Annotated in this window: 14 protein-coding genes and 2 tRNA genes; 5 read left to right on the plus strand and 11 right to left on the minus strand. The window is 65.8% G+C overall.

All coding sequences use genetic code 11. From position 1 onward, the window contains the following. Window positions 1-17: 17 nt before the first annotated feature. A tRNA-Arg gene (locus BMW75_RS22740) sits at window positions 18-94 on the minus strand. 219 nt (window positions 95-313) lie between these two features. Here BMW75_RS22740 and acpA point away from each other — a divergent pair. Both acpA and mnmH read left to right on the plus strand, forming a co-directional pair. Then, window positions 314-2,050, plus strand: a complete 1,737-nt coding sequence (acpA, locus tag BMW75_RS22745; RefSeq protein ID WP_092581979.1) for an acid phosphatase — start codon at window positions 314-316, stop codon at window positions 2,048-2,050. 55 nt (window positions 2,051-2,105) lie between these two features. Next, window positions 2,106-3,152 carry a tRNA 2-selenouridine(34) synthase MnmH gene (gene mnmH, locus BMW75_RS22750; protein WP_092581980.1) on the plus strand — a complete coding sequence of 349 codons (1,047 nt, stop codon included), beginning with the start codon at window positions 2,106-2,108 and terminating at the stop codon, window positions 3,150-3,152. 14 nt (window positions 3,153-3,166) lie between these two features. On the opposite strand, the gene BMW75_RS22755 is transcribed toward mnmH, so the two are convergent. The 7 genes from BMW75_RS22755 to cysS form a co-directional block, all read right to left on the minus strand. Next, entirely contained in the window at window positions 3,167-3,721 is a 555-nt protein-coding gene (locus BMW75_RS22755) for an ureidoglycolate lyase (protein ID WP_254792103.1), read from the minus strand. Window positions 3,722-3,890: 169 nt separating this feature from the next. Beyond that, window positions 3,891-3,983 (minus strand) — tRNA-Ser (locus BMW75_RS22760). Between the two features lie 90 nt (window positions 3,984-4,073). Then, complete coding sequence (locus BMW75_RS22765; protein WP_076520055.1) at window positions 4,074-5,339, minus strand: aspartate kinase; 1,266 nt, start codon at window positions 5,337-5,339, stop codon at window positions 4,074-4,076. A gap of 141 nt (window positions 5,340-5,480) precedes the next feature. After that, the gene (tilS, locus tag BMW75_RS22770) at window positions 5,481-6,455 is read right to left on the minus strand and encodes a tRNA lysidine(34) synthetase TilS (RefSeq protein ID WP_371467538.1); all 975 of its coding nucleotides are present in this window, start codon (window positions 6,453-6,455) and stop codon (window positions 5,481-5,483) included. Between the two features lie 143 nt (window positions 6,456-6,598). Beyond that, the gene (locus tag BMW75_RS22775; protein WP_076520053.1) at window positions 6,599-7,564 is read right to left on the minus strand and encodes an acetyl-CoA carboxylase carboxyltransferase subunit alpha; all 966 of its coding nucleotides are present in this window, start codon (window positions 7,562-7,564) and stop codon (window positions 6,599-6,601) included. Window positions 7,565-7,600: 36 nt separating this feature from the next. Next, the gene (locus tag BMW75_RS22780) at window positions 7,601-8,245 is read right to left on the minus strand and encodes a DNA-3-methyladenine glycosylase family protein (RefSeq protein ID WP_076522012.1); all 645 of its coding nucleotides are present in this window, start codon (window positions 8,243-8,245) and stop codon (window positions 7,601-7,603) included. A gap of 20 nt (window positions 8,246-8,265) precedes the next feature. After that, window positions 8,266-9,720, minus strand: a complete 1,455-nt coding sequence (gene cysS / locus BMW75_RS22785; RefSeq protein ID WP_092582077.1) for a cysteine--tRNA ligase — start codon at window positions 9,718-9,720, stop codon at window positions 8,266-8,268. A 235-nt stretch (window positions 9,721-9,955) separates the two neighbouring features. On the opposite strand from cysS, the gene BMW75_RS22790 reads away from it, so the two are divergent. The 3 genes from BMW75_RS22790 (at window position 9,956) to BMW75_RS22800 (ending at window position 12,049) form a co-directional block, all read left to right on the plus strand. Then, on the plus strand, window positions 9,956-10,639 hold the full coding sequence (locus tag BMW75_RS22790) for a tetratricopeptide repeat protein (protein ID WP_092582078.1): 684 nt from the start codon (window positions 9,956-9,958) through the stop codon (window positions 10,637-10,639). A gap of 134 nt (window positions 10,640-10,773) precedes the next feature. Further along, window positions 10,774-11,283: a peptidylprolyl isomerase gene (locus tag BMW75_RS22795; protein WP_056324586.1), complete on the plus strand. Its 510-nt coding sequence runs from the start codon at window positions 10,774-10,776 to the stop codon at window positions 11,281-11,283. Further along, window positions 11,276-12,049, plus strand: coding sequence for a UDP-2,3-diacylglucosamine diphosphatase (locus tag BMW75_RS22800; protein WP_092581982.1), 774 nt, complete (start codon window positions 11,276-11,278; stop codon window positions 12,047-12,049). Before BMW75_RS22795 ends, BMW75_RS22800 begins: the two co-directional genes overlap by 8 nt. 87 nt (window positions 12,050-12,136) lie before the next feature. Here BMW75_RS22800 and BMW75_RS22805 read toward each other — a convergent pair whose 3' ends face one another. The 3 genes from BMW75_RS22805 to azu all read right to left on the minus strand — a co-directional run bounded on the left by BMW75_RS22805 (window position 12,137) and on the right by azu (window position 15,308). Continuing rightward, complete coding sequence (locus tag BMW75_RS22805) at window positions 12,137-13,000, minus strand: undecaprenyl-diphosphate phosphatase (protein ID WP_092582079.1); 864 nt, start codon at window positions 12,998-13,000, stop codon at window positions 12,137-12,139. Between the two features lie 31 nt (window positions 13,001-13,031). Beyond that, on the minus strand, window positions 13,032-14,618 hold the full coding sequence (locus BMW75_RS22810) for a TerC family protein (RefSeq protein WP_092581983.1): 1,587 nt from the start codon (window positions 14,616-14,618) through the stop codon (window positions 13,032-13,034). Between the two features lie 240 nt (window positions 14,619-14,858). After that, window positions 14,859-15,308, minus strand: a complete 450-nt coding sequence (azu, locus tag BMW75_RS22815; protein WP_092581984.1) for an azurin — start codon at window positions 15,306-15,308, stop codon at window positions 14,859-14,861. Between the last annotated feature and the right edge of the window lie 209 nt (window positions 15,309-15,517).

Here is a 15,517-nt window from a genome sequence, read left to right on the forward strand (position 1 = left end):
AACGTATTTGCAATTTCTGGCGCGCCCGGCAGGATTCGAACCTACGACCCCCTGGTTCGTAGCCAGGTACTCTATCCAGCTGAGCTACGGGCGCTTGAAAAAGCAAGCCTTGAATAATAGCGTTGTTTCTAAAGATGCGCAAGTCAGGAAGGCTTTGCCTATCGTGCCGTACAGCTTGCCGACAGCGGATCGTCACACCGATAGCACCTTCTCTCTTTAGCCTAGCGGCCGTTACCGATGCCGGCTGTCATCCGGCGTTTCCGTGACGCAATGACAGTGCGCCACGTCATCCGCTAGCCAAAGAGACTTCCACATGTCCGACAAAGACAAACGCCCTGGAGAACCTTCCCAGGAAGCCACGGGCGCAACGCCGTCCGTGCGCGCCACCCGCCGCGGGTTTCTGACCGGCATTGCCGCGCTGGGCGCCAGCGCGGCCGCCATGGGCGCGCTTCCCGGCTGCTCCAACGACAATGACGATGACGACGACAGTTCCGCCACGCCCGCTCCCGCGCCAGAACCCGCCGCCGCGCCGGACCTGACCGCGCAACTGCGCGAGAACGTGAAAACGCTGGTCGTAATCTTTGCCGAGAACCGCAGCTTCAACAACCTGTTCGCCAATTTCCCCGGCGTGGAAAAGCCCCTGTCCGCGCTGACGCCGGCCGATTACACGCAGCTCGACCGCGACGGCACGCCGCTGCCCGTACTGCCGCCCGTCTGGAATGGCATGGTGCCTACCGCGCAGCAAGCCAATCACATCACCTACCAGGTCGACCAGGCCGCGGCCTACATGAACAACCTGCCCAACGCGCCCTTCGCGCTGCTGGGACCGCAAGGCGAACCCCTGCCCCAGGGCCTGGTCACGCGCGATCTCTGGCACGTGTTCTACCAGAACCAGATGCAGATCAATGGCGGCAAGAACGACAAGTTCGTCGCCTGGGCCGATTCGGGCGCGCTGGTGATGGGCCATTACAGCGACGCCGCGTACAACCTGCGGCTGTGGAAGCTGGCTCAGGAATTCGTGCTGTGCGACAACTTCTTCCAGGGCGCCTTCGGCGGGTCTTTCCTGAACCATCAGTATCTGGTGGCGGCACGCCCGCCCTTCTACCCTGACGCGGCCGACTCGGTCGCCAAGACTCAGATCGCACAGCTGCAGAGCGCCGACCCCACGGACCCTCGCCTCGCGCCCAAGCCGGCATCGCCGGCCAGCGCGCTCGCGGGCATTCCCCAATTCGGCGCAAGCGCGCTCACGCCCGACGGTTACGGCGTCAATACCATGGCCCCGCCCTACTGGCCGTCGTTCAGCCGCGACGCGACCGACCCGACGTTGGCCGATCCCACCAGTCCGCAGACCATGGTGCCGCAGTCGCACGCCAACATTGGCGATCTCATGAGCGCCAAAGGGCTGGATTGGGCCTGGTACGCGGGAGGCTGGCAGGCCGCCGTGGATTCCACGGCCAGCACTGGCTTTCCGTCGTCGCCCAATTTCCAGGCCCATCACCAGCCATTCAACTATTTCAAGAGCACCGCGCCGGGCACGGCCGCGCGCACGGCCCACATACGCGACGGCGGCCTGGGCGACCTCAACACCACCAACAAATTCCTGGCCGACGCCGAAGCCGGCGTCCTGCCCCCGCTGACCTTCTACAAGCCGCAGGGAAACCTGAACATGCATGCCGGCTACGCCGACGTGGACTCGGGCGACCGCCACATTGCGCACATCGTCGACAGCCTCAAGAAAAGCCCGCAGTGGGAAAACATGGCGGTGGTGATCACCGTCGACGAGAATGGCGGCTGGTGGGATCACGTCGCGCCTCCGCAAGGCGACCGCTGGGGGCCGGGCACGCGCGTACCGGCGATCATCGCGTCGCCGTTCGCCAGGAAGGGCACGGTGGACCACACCATCTACGACACGGGCTCCATCCTGCGCCTTGCCACGCGGCTCTTCGATCTGCCCCTGCTGGAAGGGCTGAAATCACGCGACGACGCCATGGCCGCGCGCGGTCAGGCGCCGATGGGCGACTTGACCCATGCACTGACCTTCGGCACCTGACGGCCCCGGGCAGGGGCATGCGAAAATCGGGCATCGATACACCGGGGCGATTTTCGTGAACCACCTGCTCGCCGGGCTGGACAAGTTGCATGATTTCGACGAAATCATCGATGTGCGCACGCCGCTGGAATACGCCGACGATCACATCCCGGGCGCCTGCAACGCGCCCGTCCTCAGCAACGAGGAGCGCGTGCTGATCGGCACCATGTACAAGCAGGTCTCGCCCTTCGAGGCGGCGCGCGCGGGCGCCGCCCTCGTCGCGCGCAACATCGCGCGCCACCTGGAGACCACCTTCGCCGACCGCCCGCAGCGCTGGCGCCCGCTGGTGTACTGCTGGCGCGGCGGCAAGCGTTCCGGCTCCATGACGCTGATGTTCAACATGATCGGCTGGCGCGCCCGGCAACTGGACGGCGGCTACAAGCAATATCGCCGCGCCACGCTGGACGCGCTGCAGACGCTGCCGCGCGCCCTGCGCTACGTGGTGCTGACTGGTCCCACCGGCAGCGGCAAGACGCGCCTGCTGCACGCGCTGCGGCAAGCCGGCGCGCAGACGCTGGACCTGGAGGAACTGGCCGCCCACCGCGGCTCGCTGCTGGGCGCATTGCCCGACGCGCAGCAGCCCACGCAAAAGCGCTTCGATACGCTGCTTGCGGCCCGGCTGCGCGAGTTCGATGCGCACCGGCCCGTGTACGTGGAAGCGGAAAGCCGCAAGATCGGCGCGCTGGAGCTCCCGGCCGCATTGCTGCAGGCCATGCACCAGGGAGAATGCATCGACGTGCGTTGCAGCCGCGACGATCGCACGCGCTTTCTGCAGCAGGACTACGCGCGGCTCTTCGACAATCCGGACTGGCTCAAGGCGCAATTGCAGCGCATGGTGGGCCTGCACAGCCGCGACACCATCCAAGGCTGGATCACGCTGGTCGATGAGGGCCGGCGCGAAGACCTGGCGCGCGAGCTCATCGACCGCCACTACGACCCGGCCTATGCGCGCAGTTCGCGCTCGCACTTCACGGGCCTGACGCAGGCGATGCGCGTGGACTTCCGCCCCAATGATGAAGACATCGCAGACCAGGCGCTTGCCCTGATACACCGGCGGCAATGAGGGCCGCGCAACGGCTAGACGCCTTGCGCCACCCACACACCGGCCGGCATGTCGACGACCTCGCAATCGACCTGCGGCCCCTTGCGCTCCAGCACCACGAAGTCGCCTGCCGCCAGCGCCAGCAAGGGGTGGTGCCACACATCCGGCGCCAGCGTGATCCCGCAACTGCCGTTCGCCAGAAACGCCTTGAGGGTGGACATGTCCGGCCTGTCCGCGCCCAACGCCACCAGCACGACGAACGGCGTGCCCATCATGGGCACGAAGGTCTGGCTGCCCACGCGATGACGCTCCATCATCTTCATCTCGAAAGGCAGCGCGCCGGCCAGGGCGCGGAACACGCTGAGCGAAGGCCGCCCGCCCTCGCGCAGGATGTCGGGCTCGGGCATGTCCACGCGCAAAGTCGTGCCCGCATTGATCTCGCGGCCATCGCGGCCGGCGCTGGTGATGACCGATCCATAGGGCGCAAACGCGTCGGGCGTGAGCACGTTCAGGAGCAAGGGGTTGTGCAGCATGGGAATGGCGGCGTTGAGCGTTCGGATGATCCGCCCGGTGTGATTGGAATCGCGCATCAGGATCGCGCATCAGGATCGCGCGGCGGAATCCCGTACGGTAGCCGCCATGGCGGCGGACCAGCAAGCGCGCGTATTCCCCAAGGCCGCAGACGGAAAACAAAAAACCCGCAGAGCAATTAGCTATGCGGGTCTTGAGGCAACCTTGGTTCACTGGTGCAAGTGTCTTTGGCGGAGACGGTGGGATTCGAACCCACGATGCAGTTTTTAGCCACATACTCCCTTAGCAGGGGAGCCCCTTCAGCCTCTCGGGCACGTCTCCGAAAAGAGAACGAGATTCTAGCACGATTTTTTTCGGTCTTGCCCGCGATGCGGGCCTTCCATCAAAAAAATCGTGCCGGACTCGTTGCCTTTACACCTTCGTGGCGGGCGCCTGGTCCAGGCCGAAGGCCTTGTGCAGCGCGCGCACGCCCAGTTCCATGTACTTGTCGTCGATGATCACCGAGGTCTTGATTTCGCTGGTGCTGATCATCTGGATGTTGATGCCTTCTTGCGAAAGCGTCTGGAACATCAGGCTGGCAACGCCGACGTGCGAGCGCATGCCGATGCCGACGATGGAGACCTTGGCGACCTTTTCGTCGGTGGACAGTTCGCGCGCGCCGACGGCGGGGATGACTTCGCGCTTGAGCAGGTCCACGGCGCGCCCAAATTCGTTGCGGTTCACGGTGAACGAGAAGTCGGTCGTGCCGGCCACGGACTGGTTCTGCACGATCATGTCGACGTCGATGTTGGCGGCGGCGACCGGGCCCAGGATGGAGAAGGCGATGCCGGGCTTGTCGGGAACGCCCAGCAGGGTGATTTTGGCTTCGTCGCGGCTGAAGGCGATGCCGGAGACAACGGCGGCTTCCATTTTTTCGTCTTCCTCAAAAGTAATCAGCGTGCCCGAGACCATTTCTTCCTCGAGCGGGATAAGGGGGTCGGTCAGCGAGGACAGGACCCGGACCGGCACACGGTATTTGCCGGCGAATTCGACCGAACGGATCTGCAGGACCTTGGAGCCCAGCGATGCCATTTCCAGCATTTCCTCGAAGGAAACGACGGACATGCGGCGCGCCTCGGGCACCACGCGCGGATCGGTCGTGTAGACGCCGTCCACGTCGGTGTAGATCAGGCATTCGTCGGCCTTGATGGCGGCCGCCACGGCCACGGCCGAGGTGTCGGAACCGCCACGGCCCAGCGTGGTGATGTGGCCGTCGGGGTCGATCCCCTGGAAGCCCGTCACGATGACCACGCGGCCGGCATCGAGGTCGGCGCGGATGCGCGCGTCGTCGATGGAAGAAATGCGGGCTTTCGTGAACGACGAATCGGTGCGCACGGGCACTTGCCAACCGGCATAGCTGCGCGCGGACACGCCCTCGGCCTGCAAGGCAATGGCCAGAAGGCCGCTGCTGGCTTGCTCGCCGGTGGCGGCGATCATGTCGAGTTCGCGGCCGTCGGGCTGGGGCGTGATTTCGCGCGCCAGACCCAACAGACGATTCGTTTCGCCCGCCATGGCGGACGGGACTACAACAACCTGGTGGCCGGCGGCATGCCACTTCGCGACGCGACGCGCCACGTTTTTGATGCGCTCGACCGAGCCCATCGAAGTACCGCCATATTTGTGAACGATCAGGGACATCTCGTGCTCTGGCTGGACACCCGCCGCAAGTGTTGACGGGCAAAACCATATATTCTAGCGCGACGATAAAAATTTGCGCAGATTGCGCGGATTTATGTCCATTTTGGGGTCAGAAATAAGAAAAAAACCCCGCCGTGGCGCCTACGGCCGCGGCTCCACCCACACCCGGCCGCGATGGCAGCGGATGACGTGGCCCGCCTGCTCGACCCGCAACTGGCGGTCGTGGCCCAGGCTGTGCAGGCCGCGAAGCTGCCGCAGCAGATCGGCCATGCGCGCGTCCGTGGGCATGCGGGCGCCGTTGCGCTCCAGCCAGTGCCTGAGCACCTGCGCCTGGCGGGCGGGCGAGAGACGCCGCCACGCCTGCAGCGAAAAGCTCACGCCGTCGGGGCTGGGATCAAGTCCCGCAAAATCTTCACGGGCCACTTCGTCCAGGATCTCGGCGGCTTCGGCCATGTGCCGCGCGTGGCGCGCGACGATGGCGCGCCAACCGGGCCACCGCGCGTCCAGCACCGGCGCCAGCAGTTCACGCAGCGCGGCGCGGGTATAGCGAGGATCGGCATTGGTGGGGTCCTGCACCGCGCGCCAGCCGGTGGCGGCCTCGACCGCGTCCGCCGCTTGCAGGATCGCGCCGCGGTCCTGGTCCAGCCAGGGGCGCAGATAGGCCACGCCATCGCGCCGCGCAACCGGCGCCATGGCCGCCATGCCCGCCAGCCCCGTGCCGCGCAGCAGGCGCAGCAGCACGGTTTCGGCCTGGTCGTTGCGATGGTGGGCCAGAAGAATGTGGGCCACGCCGTGTTCCCGGGCCAGGCGCGCCAGCGCCGCATAGCGCGCGTCGCGCGCGGCGGCCTCGATGCCCTTGCCCGCCGCCGGCTCGACCTGGACGCGGGCCTCGACGAGCAGCACGGCAAGCCTGGCCGCCAGCGCCTGCCCATGCCGCGCCCAGGCGTCGGCCTGGGCCTGCAGCCCGTGGTGCACATGAAAGAGCAGGACGTCGATGCCGAGCGCCGGCGCGACGGCGGCCGCATGCACGGCCAGCATGGCCGAGTCCGCGCCTCCACTGAATGCGACGGCGACACGGGCCGGACGTTCGGGCAAGGCCTCGAGCGCCCGGCGCAACGCGGCCGCGAGCGCGGGGGAAATGGGAAGGGAGGGACCGGGACCCGCGTCGGCCCCGGGCGTGCTGTCGGGCGGCGGGACGTCGGTCATGGGCGATGGCGCGTGGGCCGCGGCGCCGGCGGTTGGCCGGCGCCCTGCCCGCTTTACGCGCGCACTTCCTGGTAGGCGCCGTAGGACAGCAGGCGCTGGACGCGCTGCTCCACGAGCTGCTCGGGCGTCATGTCCTGGAGCTGGCGCAGGGCGTCGCCCAGCGCGCGGCGCAGCAGGCGCGCCATGACGCGGGGGTCGCGGTGCGCGCCGCCCACGGGTTCGTTGACGACGCGGTCCACCAGGCCCAGGTCCTTGAGGCGAGGCGCGATGATGGCCAGCGCCTCGGCGGCGTCGGGGGCCTTCTCGGCGCTGCGCCAGAGGATCGAGGCGCAGCCTTCGGGCGAAATCACCGCGTACGTGGCGTATTGCAGCATCAGCACAGCGTTGCCCACGGCGATGGCCAGGGCGCCGCCCGAGCCGCCTTCGCCGATGATCGTGCAGATGATCGGCACCTTCAGTTCGGCCATGGCATACAGGTTGTGGCCGATGGCTTCGGACTGGCCGCGCTCTTCGGCGCCGATGCCGGGATAGGCGCCCGGGGTGTCCACGAAGGTGAAGACCGGAATGCCGAATTTTTCAGCGAGGCGCATCAGGCGCAGGGCCTTGCGATAGCCCTCGGGGCGCGGCATGCCGAAGTTGCGCGCGGCGCGCTCCTTGGTGTCGCGGCCCTTCTGGTGGCCGATGACCATGCAGGGCGTGCCGTTGAAGCGCGCCAGGCCGCCCACGATGGACTGGTCGTCGGCGTACATGCGGTCGCCATGCAGTTCATGGAAGTCGGTGAACATTTCGCGCACGTAGTCCAGCGTGTAGGGACGCTGGGGATGCCGCGCGACGAGCGCCGTCTGCCAGGGCGTGAGCTTGGCGTAGATCTCCTTGGCGAGCGTCTGGCTCTTCTGCTGCAGACGTCCGATTTCATCGGAGATGTCTACTGCCGAATCGGCCTGCACATAGCGCAGCTGCTCGATCTTGTTCTCAAGCTCGGCGAGCGGCTGTTCAAATTCCAGAAATGTATTGCGCATGTAGTGTGGTTCCGTAGATGGGCTGCCTGGAGTGCGTCAGTATTGGACCGGCGTCGGTTCCAGACTGCGCCACAGATACCAGGTTGCCACGGTACGCCAGGGTTGCCACGCCAACGAGACTTCGCGAGCCTCGAAGCGCGAGACAGGCTCGCCGCTGAAATAGTGTAGCGAGATTGCCTTGAGCAACCCAGGATCATCCAGCGGCAGGACGTCAGGCCGCTGTAGATTGAAAATCAAAAACATCTCCGCCGTCCAGCGCCCGATGCCGCGGATGGCGACCAGCTCGGAAATGACGGCCTCGTCGTCCATGGCCGCCCATTTCTCGGGATGGACCCGGCGTTCGCCGAAATGCACGGCCAGGTCGACCACGTATTCGGCCTTACGCTGGGACAGTCCGGCCTTGCGCAGGCCGTCCAGGCCCACGCGCAGCACGGCCACGGGCGTGGGACGCTTGCCCACGGCGTCGATGAACTTGGTCCAGACGGCGTCGGCCGCCTTGGGGGAAATCTGTTGGCCGATGATCGCCCGCGCCAGCGTGATGAACGGCGTGCCGCGCGAGGTCAGCCAGACCTCGGGGTGCTGGGGGATGATCTTTTTCAGGATGCGGTCGCGGCGCATCAGGTGCGCTACGGCGGCTTCCCAATAATCAGGCTTGGGAATCTCGAGATCTGCAGTGGACATGTCCGGCGTATCCTGCGGCGTCACGCTCGACGCCATTGCGTCAGGCCGCCCGGTTTGTCGTCCAGCTCGATGCCCGCTTCGCGCAGTTCGGCGCGAATACGGTCGGCCTCGGCGAAATTGCGGGCGGCCTTGGCCGCCGCGCGCGCGTCGATCAGGGACTGGATGGCATCGGCGTCCAGCGTGCTGCGCACGCCCTGCTCGATGGCGGCTGCGGAGTAGCGGGTGGGCGACTGGAAGTACGCGGCGGGCTCCTGCTGCAGCAGGCCCAGCAAGGCGGCGAGCGCCTTCATCTGGCCTGCGCTGCGCGCGCTCTTGGTGCGGTTGGCTTCGGAGGCGAGTTCGAACAGGGCCGCGACAGCGCCCGAACTGTTGAAGTCGTCGTCCATGGCGGCCTTGAAGGCCTGGGCCTGCGGCTCGTTCCAGTCGATGCCCTGGCCGTCGGCCGGCACGTTCTGCAAGGCCTGATACAGGCGATCCAGTGCGTTCTGCGCGTCGATGAGGTTATCGGGCGTGTAGTTCTGCGGGCTGCGGTAGTGGTTGCGCACAATGAAGAAACGCACCATTTCGGCTTCGCGCGGATTCACCGGGTAATCGGACTGGTCAGCCGCCGGATCGTTTTGCGCAACCGTCTGGCGGATGGTGCGGAAATTGCCCAGGGACTTGGACATCTTGTCCGAATCGACCATGAGCGGGCCGCAGTGCATCCAGATGTTGGCCAGCGTGCCGCCGAACGCGCCCTCGGTCTGGGCGATCTCGTTCTCGTGGTGCGGGAATTTCAGGTCCGGACCGCCGCCGTGGATGTCCAGCGGCAGGCCCAGGAGCGACTTGCTCATGGCCGAGCACTCGATGTGCCAGCCCGGGCGGCCCAGACCATAGGGCGATTCCCACTTGGTGTCGGCGGGTTCCTCGGCCTTGGCGGACTTCCAGAGGACGAAATCGAGCGGATCGCGCTTGCTGGAGCCGACCGCCACGCGCTCGCCGGCGCGCAGGTCGTCCAGCGTCTTGCCGGAGAGCTTGCCGTAGCCGGAAAAACCGCGCACCGCGTAGTTCACGTCGCCATCCTCGGCCTGGTAGGCCAGGCCGTTCTTTTCCAGCTTGCCGATGATGTCGAGCATCTCGCCCACGTACTGCGTGGCGCGCGGCTCGCGGTCGGGGGATTCGACGCCCAGCGCGCGTTCGTCGGCGTGCATGGCGTCGATGTAGAACTCGGTGACTTCGCCGATGCGGCGGCCGGTTTCGACGGCGCGGCGGATGATCTTGTCGTCGATGTCCGTGATGTTGCGCACGTAATCCACAGCAAGGCCGCTTGCGCGCAGCCAGCGCTGGACGACGTCGAACGACACCAGCATGCGGGCGTGGCCGAGGTGGCAGAAGTCATAGACGGTCATGCCGCACACGTACATGCGCACCTGGCCGGCTTGGGCCGGTTTGAACGGTTCTTTGGTACGCGATAACGTATTGTAGATTTGCAGCATGGCGCGATAGGCTTTGTCTGGTTTTCCGTGGCGGTTGCGGAAATGGTTGCTGTCGTCCCGGCGCATCCGGTCCTGGATCTGCGCCCGTGACGTATCTCCGGCTTTTGAACACGATTCGGAGCGCGATGATCGAGCCAAAAACCTAACCGGGGCTAAAATGGCGGTCGTCAAGTATAGCAAGCGGCCCGCTCGCGCGCGTAAGCGCATGACGGCCAAGACTTTTATCGGAACCCACGTGACCATCAAGCCGCGTTTTTGCGTTGCCCTGCTCGCGCTGGCCCTGGCCGGCGCACCGGCCGGGGTCGCCCTCGCCCAGTCGATGAGCGGCGGCGGGGGAGTGAACCCCAATTCCAACCGCACCACCCTGGACCCGATTCCGCCGGAAGGCGGCTGGGACGCCCTGGCCAACCTGCTGGAAGCGGCCAAGCCCAGCGTGGACACGCGCCTGATCCCCTCCGCCTCGCAGATCACCACGCACATCGAGCGCATGCTGAACCGCGGCGAAAACCAGGAAGCCCTGGAGATGATCGAAAAGCGCCAGGCCGAGATCAAGGACCAGCGCGGCACCGACGTGCAACTGATGTTCCAGCACGCGCGCGCCCTGGCCGCCCTGAACCGCACCAACGAGGCCATCGACGTCTACAACGAAATGACCACGCGGTTTCCCGAATTGCCGGAACCCTGGAACAACCTGGCGGCTCTATATGCCAGCCGCGGCGAACTGGACCGGGCGCAGGATGCCTTGCAGATGGCACTGCGCGCCGACCCGGGCTACGCCGCCGCGCGCGCCAATCTGGGCGACCTGCAACTGCTGCAGGCCTTGCGCACCTACAAGAAGGCCGCCGGCGACGGCGTGCCCGGCATGAAGGAAAAGGTCCGCGAAGTTGAAACAATGTTGAAGGATAAACAAGGCAAATGATGTCCCGTTACTCTCCTCTACACCTGCTGCGCCTGACGGCGTGCTCGTTCGCGCTGGCGGCATTCGCCCCGGCCCTCGTCAGCGCCGCCCCCGCGGCCACTTCTTCCAACTCCACCTCCGAAGGCACAAAAGCCATGAGCACCAATCCCCGCGTCAAGCTCCAAACGAACCAAGGCGACATGGTCATCACCCTGGACGCCGCCAAGGCGCCCAAGTCCGTCGAAAACTTCCTTACCTACGTCAAGGAAGGCTTCTACAACGGCACGGTGTTCCATCGCGTGATCGACGGCTTCATGATCCAGGGCGGCGGCTTCGAACCCGGCATGAAGCAGAAGCAGACCCACGCCCCGATCGAAAACGAGGCCAACAACGGCCTGAAGAACGACAAGTACACGCTCGCCATGGCCCGCACCAGCGACCCCCACTCGGCCACCGCGCAGTTCTTCATCAACGTGTCCAACAATGACTTCCTGAACTTCACGTCGCCCACGCCGAACGGCTGGGGCTACGCCGTGTTCGGCGCCGTCACCGAAGGCCAGGACGTGGTCGACAAGATCAAGGGCGTGAAGACCGGCAACAAGGGCTTCCACCAGAACGTGCCCAACGAAGACGTCATCATCGAGAAGGCCGAAGTTCTTGAATAAGATCACCCTGTCCGGCCCGATCTGGCTGGCGTCCGACCTGCATCTGGGGCCGGCCACGCCGGCCACCTCGGAGGCCTTCGTGGCCTTCCTGCAGGCGGCTCAGGAAGAGGCCGCCGCCCTGCTCCTGCCGGGCGACATCTTCGACGCCTGGATCGGCGACGACGTGATCCGCGCCGCGCCGCCGTGGCTCGCCACGGCGCTGACGGCGCTGCGGGACACCGCCGCGCGCATCCCGGTCTGGCTGGGACGCGGCAACCGGGACTTCCTCATCGGGGAAGAACTGGCCAAGGCCGTGGGCGCCCGCCTGCTGCCCGAGCCCGCGCTGCTGGAGACCGATTTCGGCCAGATCCTGCTGACGCACGGCGACGAATTCTGTACCGACGACACCGCCTACCAGCAGTTCCGCACGATGGTGCGCAATCCGCAATGGCAGGCCGAGTTCCTGTCCAAGACCATCCCCGAGCGGCTGGCCATGGCGCAGCAGGCGCGCGGCGAAAGCCAGGCGGCCAACCAGATGAAGTCCATGGAGATCATGGACGTGAATGCGGCCGCGGTGGAGTCGATCTTCCGCGACACCCATGTCCGCGTGCTGGTGCATGGCCACACGCACCGCCCCGCCCGCCACGTGCTGGAGGTCGACGGCGTCAAGCGTGAACGCTGGGTGCTGCCCGACTGGGATTGCGACCACGTGACGCCGCCGCGCGGCGGCTGGCTGGTCATCGACCGCGACGGGCTGCAGTTCTACGACCTGGAAACCGAAGCGTAGCCGCCTGGCTTGCAGGCAGCGCAAAAGAACGAGGGCCGCTTGAAAAAGCGGCCCTCGTTCTTTTGGCGCCCGCCGCGGCGGGCCCGGTCAGCGCGTGAAGATCCAGGCCGCCACGATGCCGCCGAAGATGATCCGGTACCAGGCGAACACCCGGTACGTGTGGTTGGCCACGAAGCGCAGCACGGCGCGGACCACCACCATGGCGCTCAGGAACGCGGCGATGAAACCCACCGCGATGCCGGAGAGATCGTGCTGGGTGAGAAGGCCGAAGTTCTTGTACATGTCGTAGGCCGCGGCGCCCAGCATGGTCGGCATGGCCAGGAAGAACGAAAACTCGGTGGCCGTCTTGCGCTGGATGCCGGCGATCATGCCGCCGATGATGGTGGCGCCCGACCGCGAAGTGCCGGGAATCATCGCGAAGCACTGGGCCACGCCCACGCCCAGCGCCTGCTTCCAGGTGATCTGTTCGAGCGTGTGGGCCGACGCGCGCTCGTCCGACGCAGTGTCGTCCGAGGCGCCCGGCACGTCGCCCGGCGTGTGGCGGGTGCGGCGTTCGACGTACAGCATGATCAGCCCGCCCAGGACCAGCGTCACCACCACCACCGCGGGATGGTAGAACACCGACTTGATGGTCTTGATGAAGATCGCGCCGATCACCGCGGCCGGCAGGAAGGCCAAGAGGAGGTTGCGGGTGAAGGCGACCTCGCTGGGCACGCCCGTCAGCGTGCCGCGGATCAGCTTGAGCAGCCGGGTGCGGAAGACCCACATCACCGCAAGAATGGAGCCGAGCTGGATGACCACCTCGAACACCTTGCCGTCGCCCGAATCGAAATTGAGCCAGTCGCCGACCAGGATGAGGTGGCCCGTGCTGGACACGGGAATGAATTCCGTCAGGCCTTCCAGGACGCCCAGGATGAATGCTTTGATCAGATAGAGCGCGTTCTCTGTCACGGGCAAGGTTCTCTCTCTGTGTGAGTCTGTCTTAGTCGTTGGCGAGGGATGCTTCGTCGGAGAAATGCTCGTCCGGGCGTTTCTCCACGCGCACCAGTGCGATGCGGCGGCCGTCCATTTCCAGGACTTCGAAGCGGAAATGCTGGTGATGGATCGTATATTCGCAGACGTCGCCCGGCTTGGGCAGATGTCCGAAGCGCGACAGCAGATAGCCCGCCAGGGTGGAGAAGTCCTGGGCGTCATCGACCAGGCCTTCGGTTTCAAGCACCTGCTCGACGTGGTGCAGGTCGGCCGCGCCGTCGATCTTCCAGGTATTGGCGCCATCGGCCACGATGTCGGGCAGTTCGTCTTCGTCGGGGAACTCGCCTGCGATCGCCTCGAAGACGTCGATGGGCGTCACCAGGCCTTCGATGGCGCCGAACTCGTCGGCCACCAGGACTAGCTGGCCGCGCGAGCGCTTGAGGGTGTCCATGAGGCGCAGGATGCCGATGGACTCGTGCACGATGATGGGATCGCGCAGGCGGTTGCGGCGCACGCGGCCCTCGGTGATGAGGTCCGCGATCAGGTCCTTGGCCCGCCCGATGCCCACGACCTCATCCAGCGAACCGCGGCAGACCGGGAAGAAGCTGTGCGGCGCGTCGGTGAGCTGGCGGCGGATGGTGTCGGGATCGTCGTCGATGTTGATCCACGACACGTCCGTGCGCGGCGTCATGATGGACCGGATGGACCGTTCCGCCAGGGTCAGCACGCCGCTGACCATGTTGCGCTCTTCCACGCCGAAGGCCTGGACGGCCGGGCCGTCGGCATGGGGCAGGTCGGGCTCGTCGCTGGCAGGCGGGCGCTTGCCCAGCATGCGCAGCACGGCGGAGGCGGTGCGCTCGCGCATCGGGCGGCGGGCGTCCAGCTTGAGCAGGTTGCGGCGGGCCACCTGGTTGAGCGCCTCGATGGCCACCGAGAAACCGATGGCGGCATACAGGTAGCCCTTGGGGACCTTGAAGCCGAAGCTTTCGGCCAGCAGCGAGAAGCCGATCATGAGCAGAAAGCCCAGACACAGCACCACCACGGTGGGGTGGGCGTTGACGAAGCGCGTCAGCGGCTTGGACGCCAGCAGCATGATGCCGATCGCGATGACGACCGCGATCATCATGATGGCCAGGTGATCCACCATGCCCACCGCCGTGATGACGGAGTCCAGCGAGAACACCGCGTCCAGCACCACGATCTGCGTGACGATCACCCAGAAGCTGGCATAGACGCGCGGGCCGGAAGATCCCGCGTGCACGCCGCCTTCCAGGCGCTCATGCAGTTCCATGGTGCCCTTGAACAGCAGGAACAGGCCGCCCACCATGAGGATCAGGTCGCGCCCAGACGGGGAAAGGGGTCCGATGTTGAACAGCGGCGTGGTCAGCGTGACCAGCCATGACATGACCGACAGCAGGCCCAGGCGCATGATGAGCGCCAGGCTCAGGCCCATGATGCGTGCGCGATCGCGCTGCGCGGGAGGCAGCTTGTCCGCCAGGATGGCGATGAAAATCAGGTTATCAATGCCCAGGACGATCTCAAGGACGACCAGGGTAAGCAAGCCGACCCACGCAGCGGGGTCCAGCAGCCACTCCATCAGGAGCTCCAGAAGTTACACGACCGGTAATCGTACATGGAAAATCCGTGACATGCCGGTGACGCATCCCGTCCGTAAGCCTGATGGACAGCCGCTTTGGGCCGTAAGGACTAAGACTTGCAAGCGCCTGAACACGAGCGGGACGCGGCGGGTCGCGCAGGGTCCGCAGCGGGCGCGGCGGGCAAGAAAAAGCCGGCCGCCCGGCCGGCTTCTGCCCGTCTCGACGGACCTGCCGGGGAATCAGGCGCCGACTTTCAGCGTGCCCTTCATGATGGCCCAGTGGCCGGGGAAGGAGCAGAAGAACGCATAGTTTTCGCCTGCGGCGAGCTTGGACACATCCAGTTTGACGGTGTCGGATTCGCCGCCGCCGATGACCTTGGTGTGCGCGATGACGCGGGTGTCGCCCGCCTTGACGTAGTCCTGGGCCAGGCCCGCGCCCATGCCGTCCGTGGCGACGCCCTGCTTGTCGGCTTCCTTAGTGAGCACCCAGTTGTGGCCCATGGCGACCTTGGGCATCTTGCCCACGTGCTTCAGGTTGACGGTGAATTCCTTGCAGCTCTTGTCGACCACGATTTCCTTGACGTTGTACTGCATGGCGTCGTTGCTTTCGACGGTGGCTTCACATTGCGCGGCCAGCACGGGCAGGCTGGTGGCAGAAAGAAGGAGGGCGAGGGTGGCTTTTGCCAGCATGAATTTCTCCGATGACACAGCGGTCGATGCACTTGCGCCAGCCATATGCAGACGCCGTTGCCGCCGCGGACCAGTGTAGGAGCGCCCTGCTCCGGCGCCCTTGACCTCCATCAAGCCTCCCCTCTCATTTCACTGAAAAATCCGGAACATCCCCTACGTTTCGTAGGGGTATTCGCCGTTGACATGGCGCGATTGACAAACCGCAATCC

It is taken from the genome of Achromobacter sp. NFACC18-2 (assembly GCF_900108985.1).
GTDB lineage: Bacteria > Pseudomonadota > Gammaproteobacteria > Burkholderiales > Burkholderiaceae_B > Achromobacter.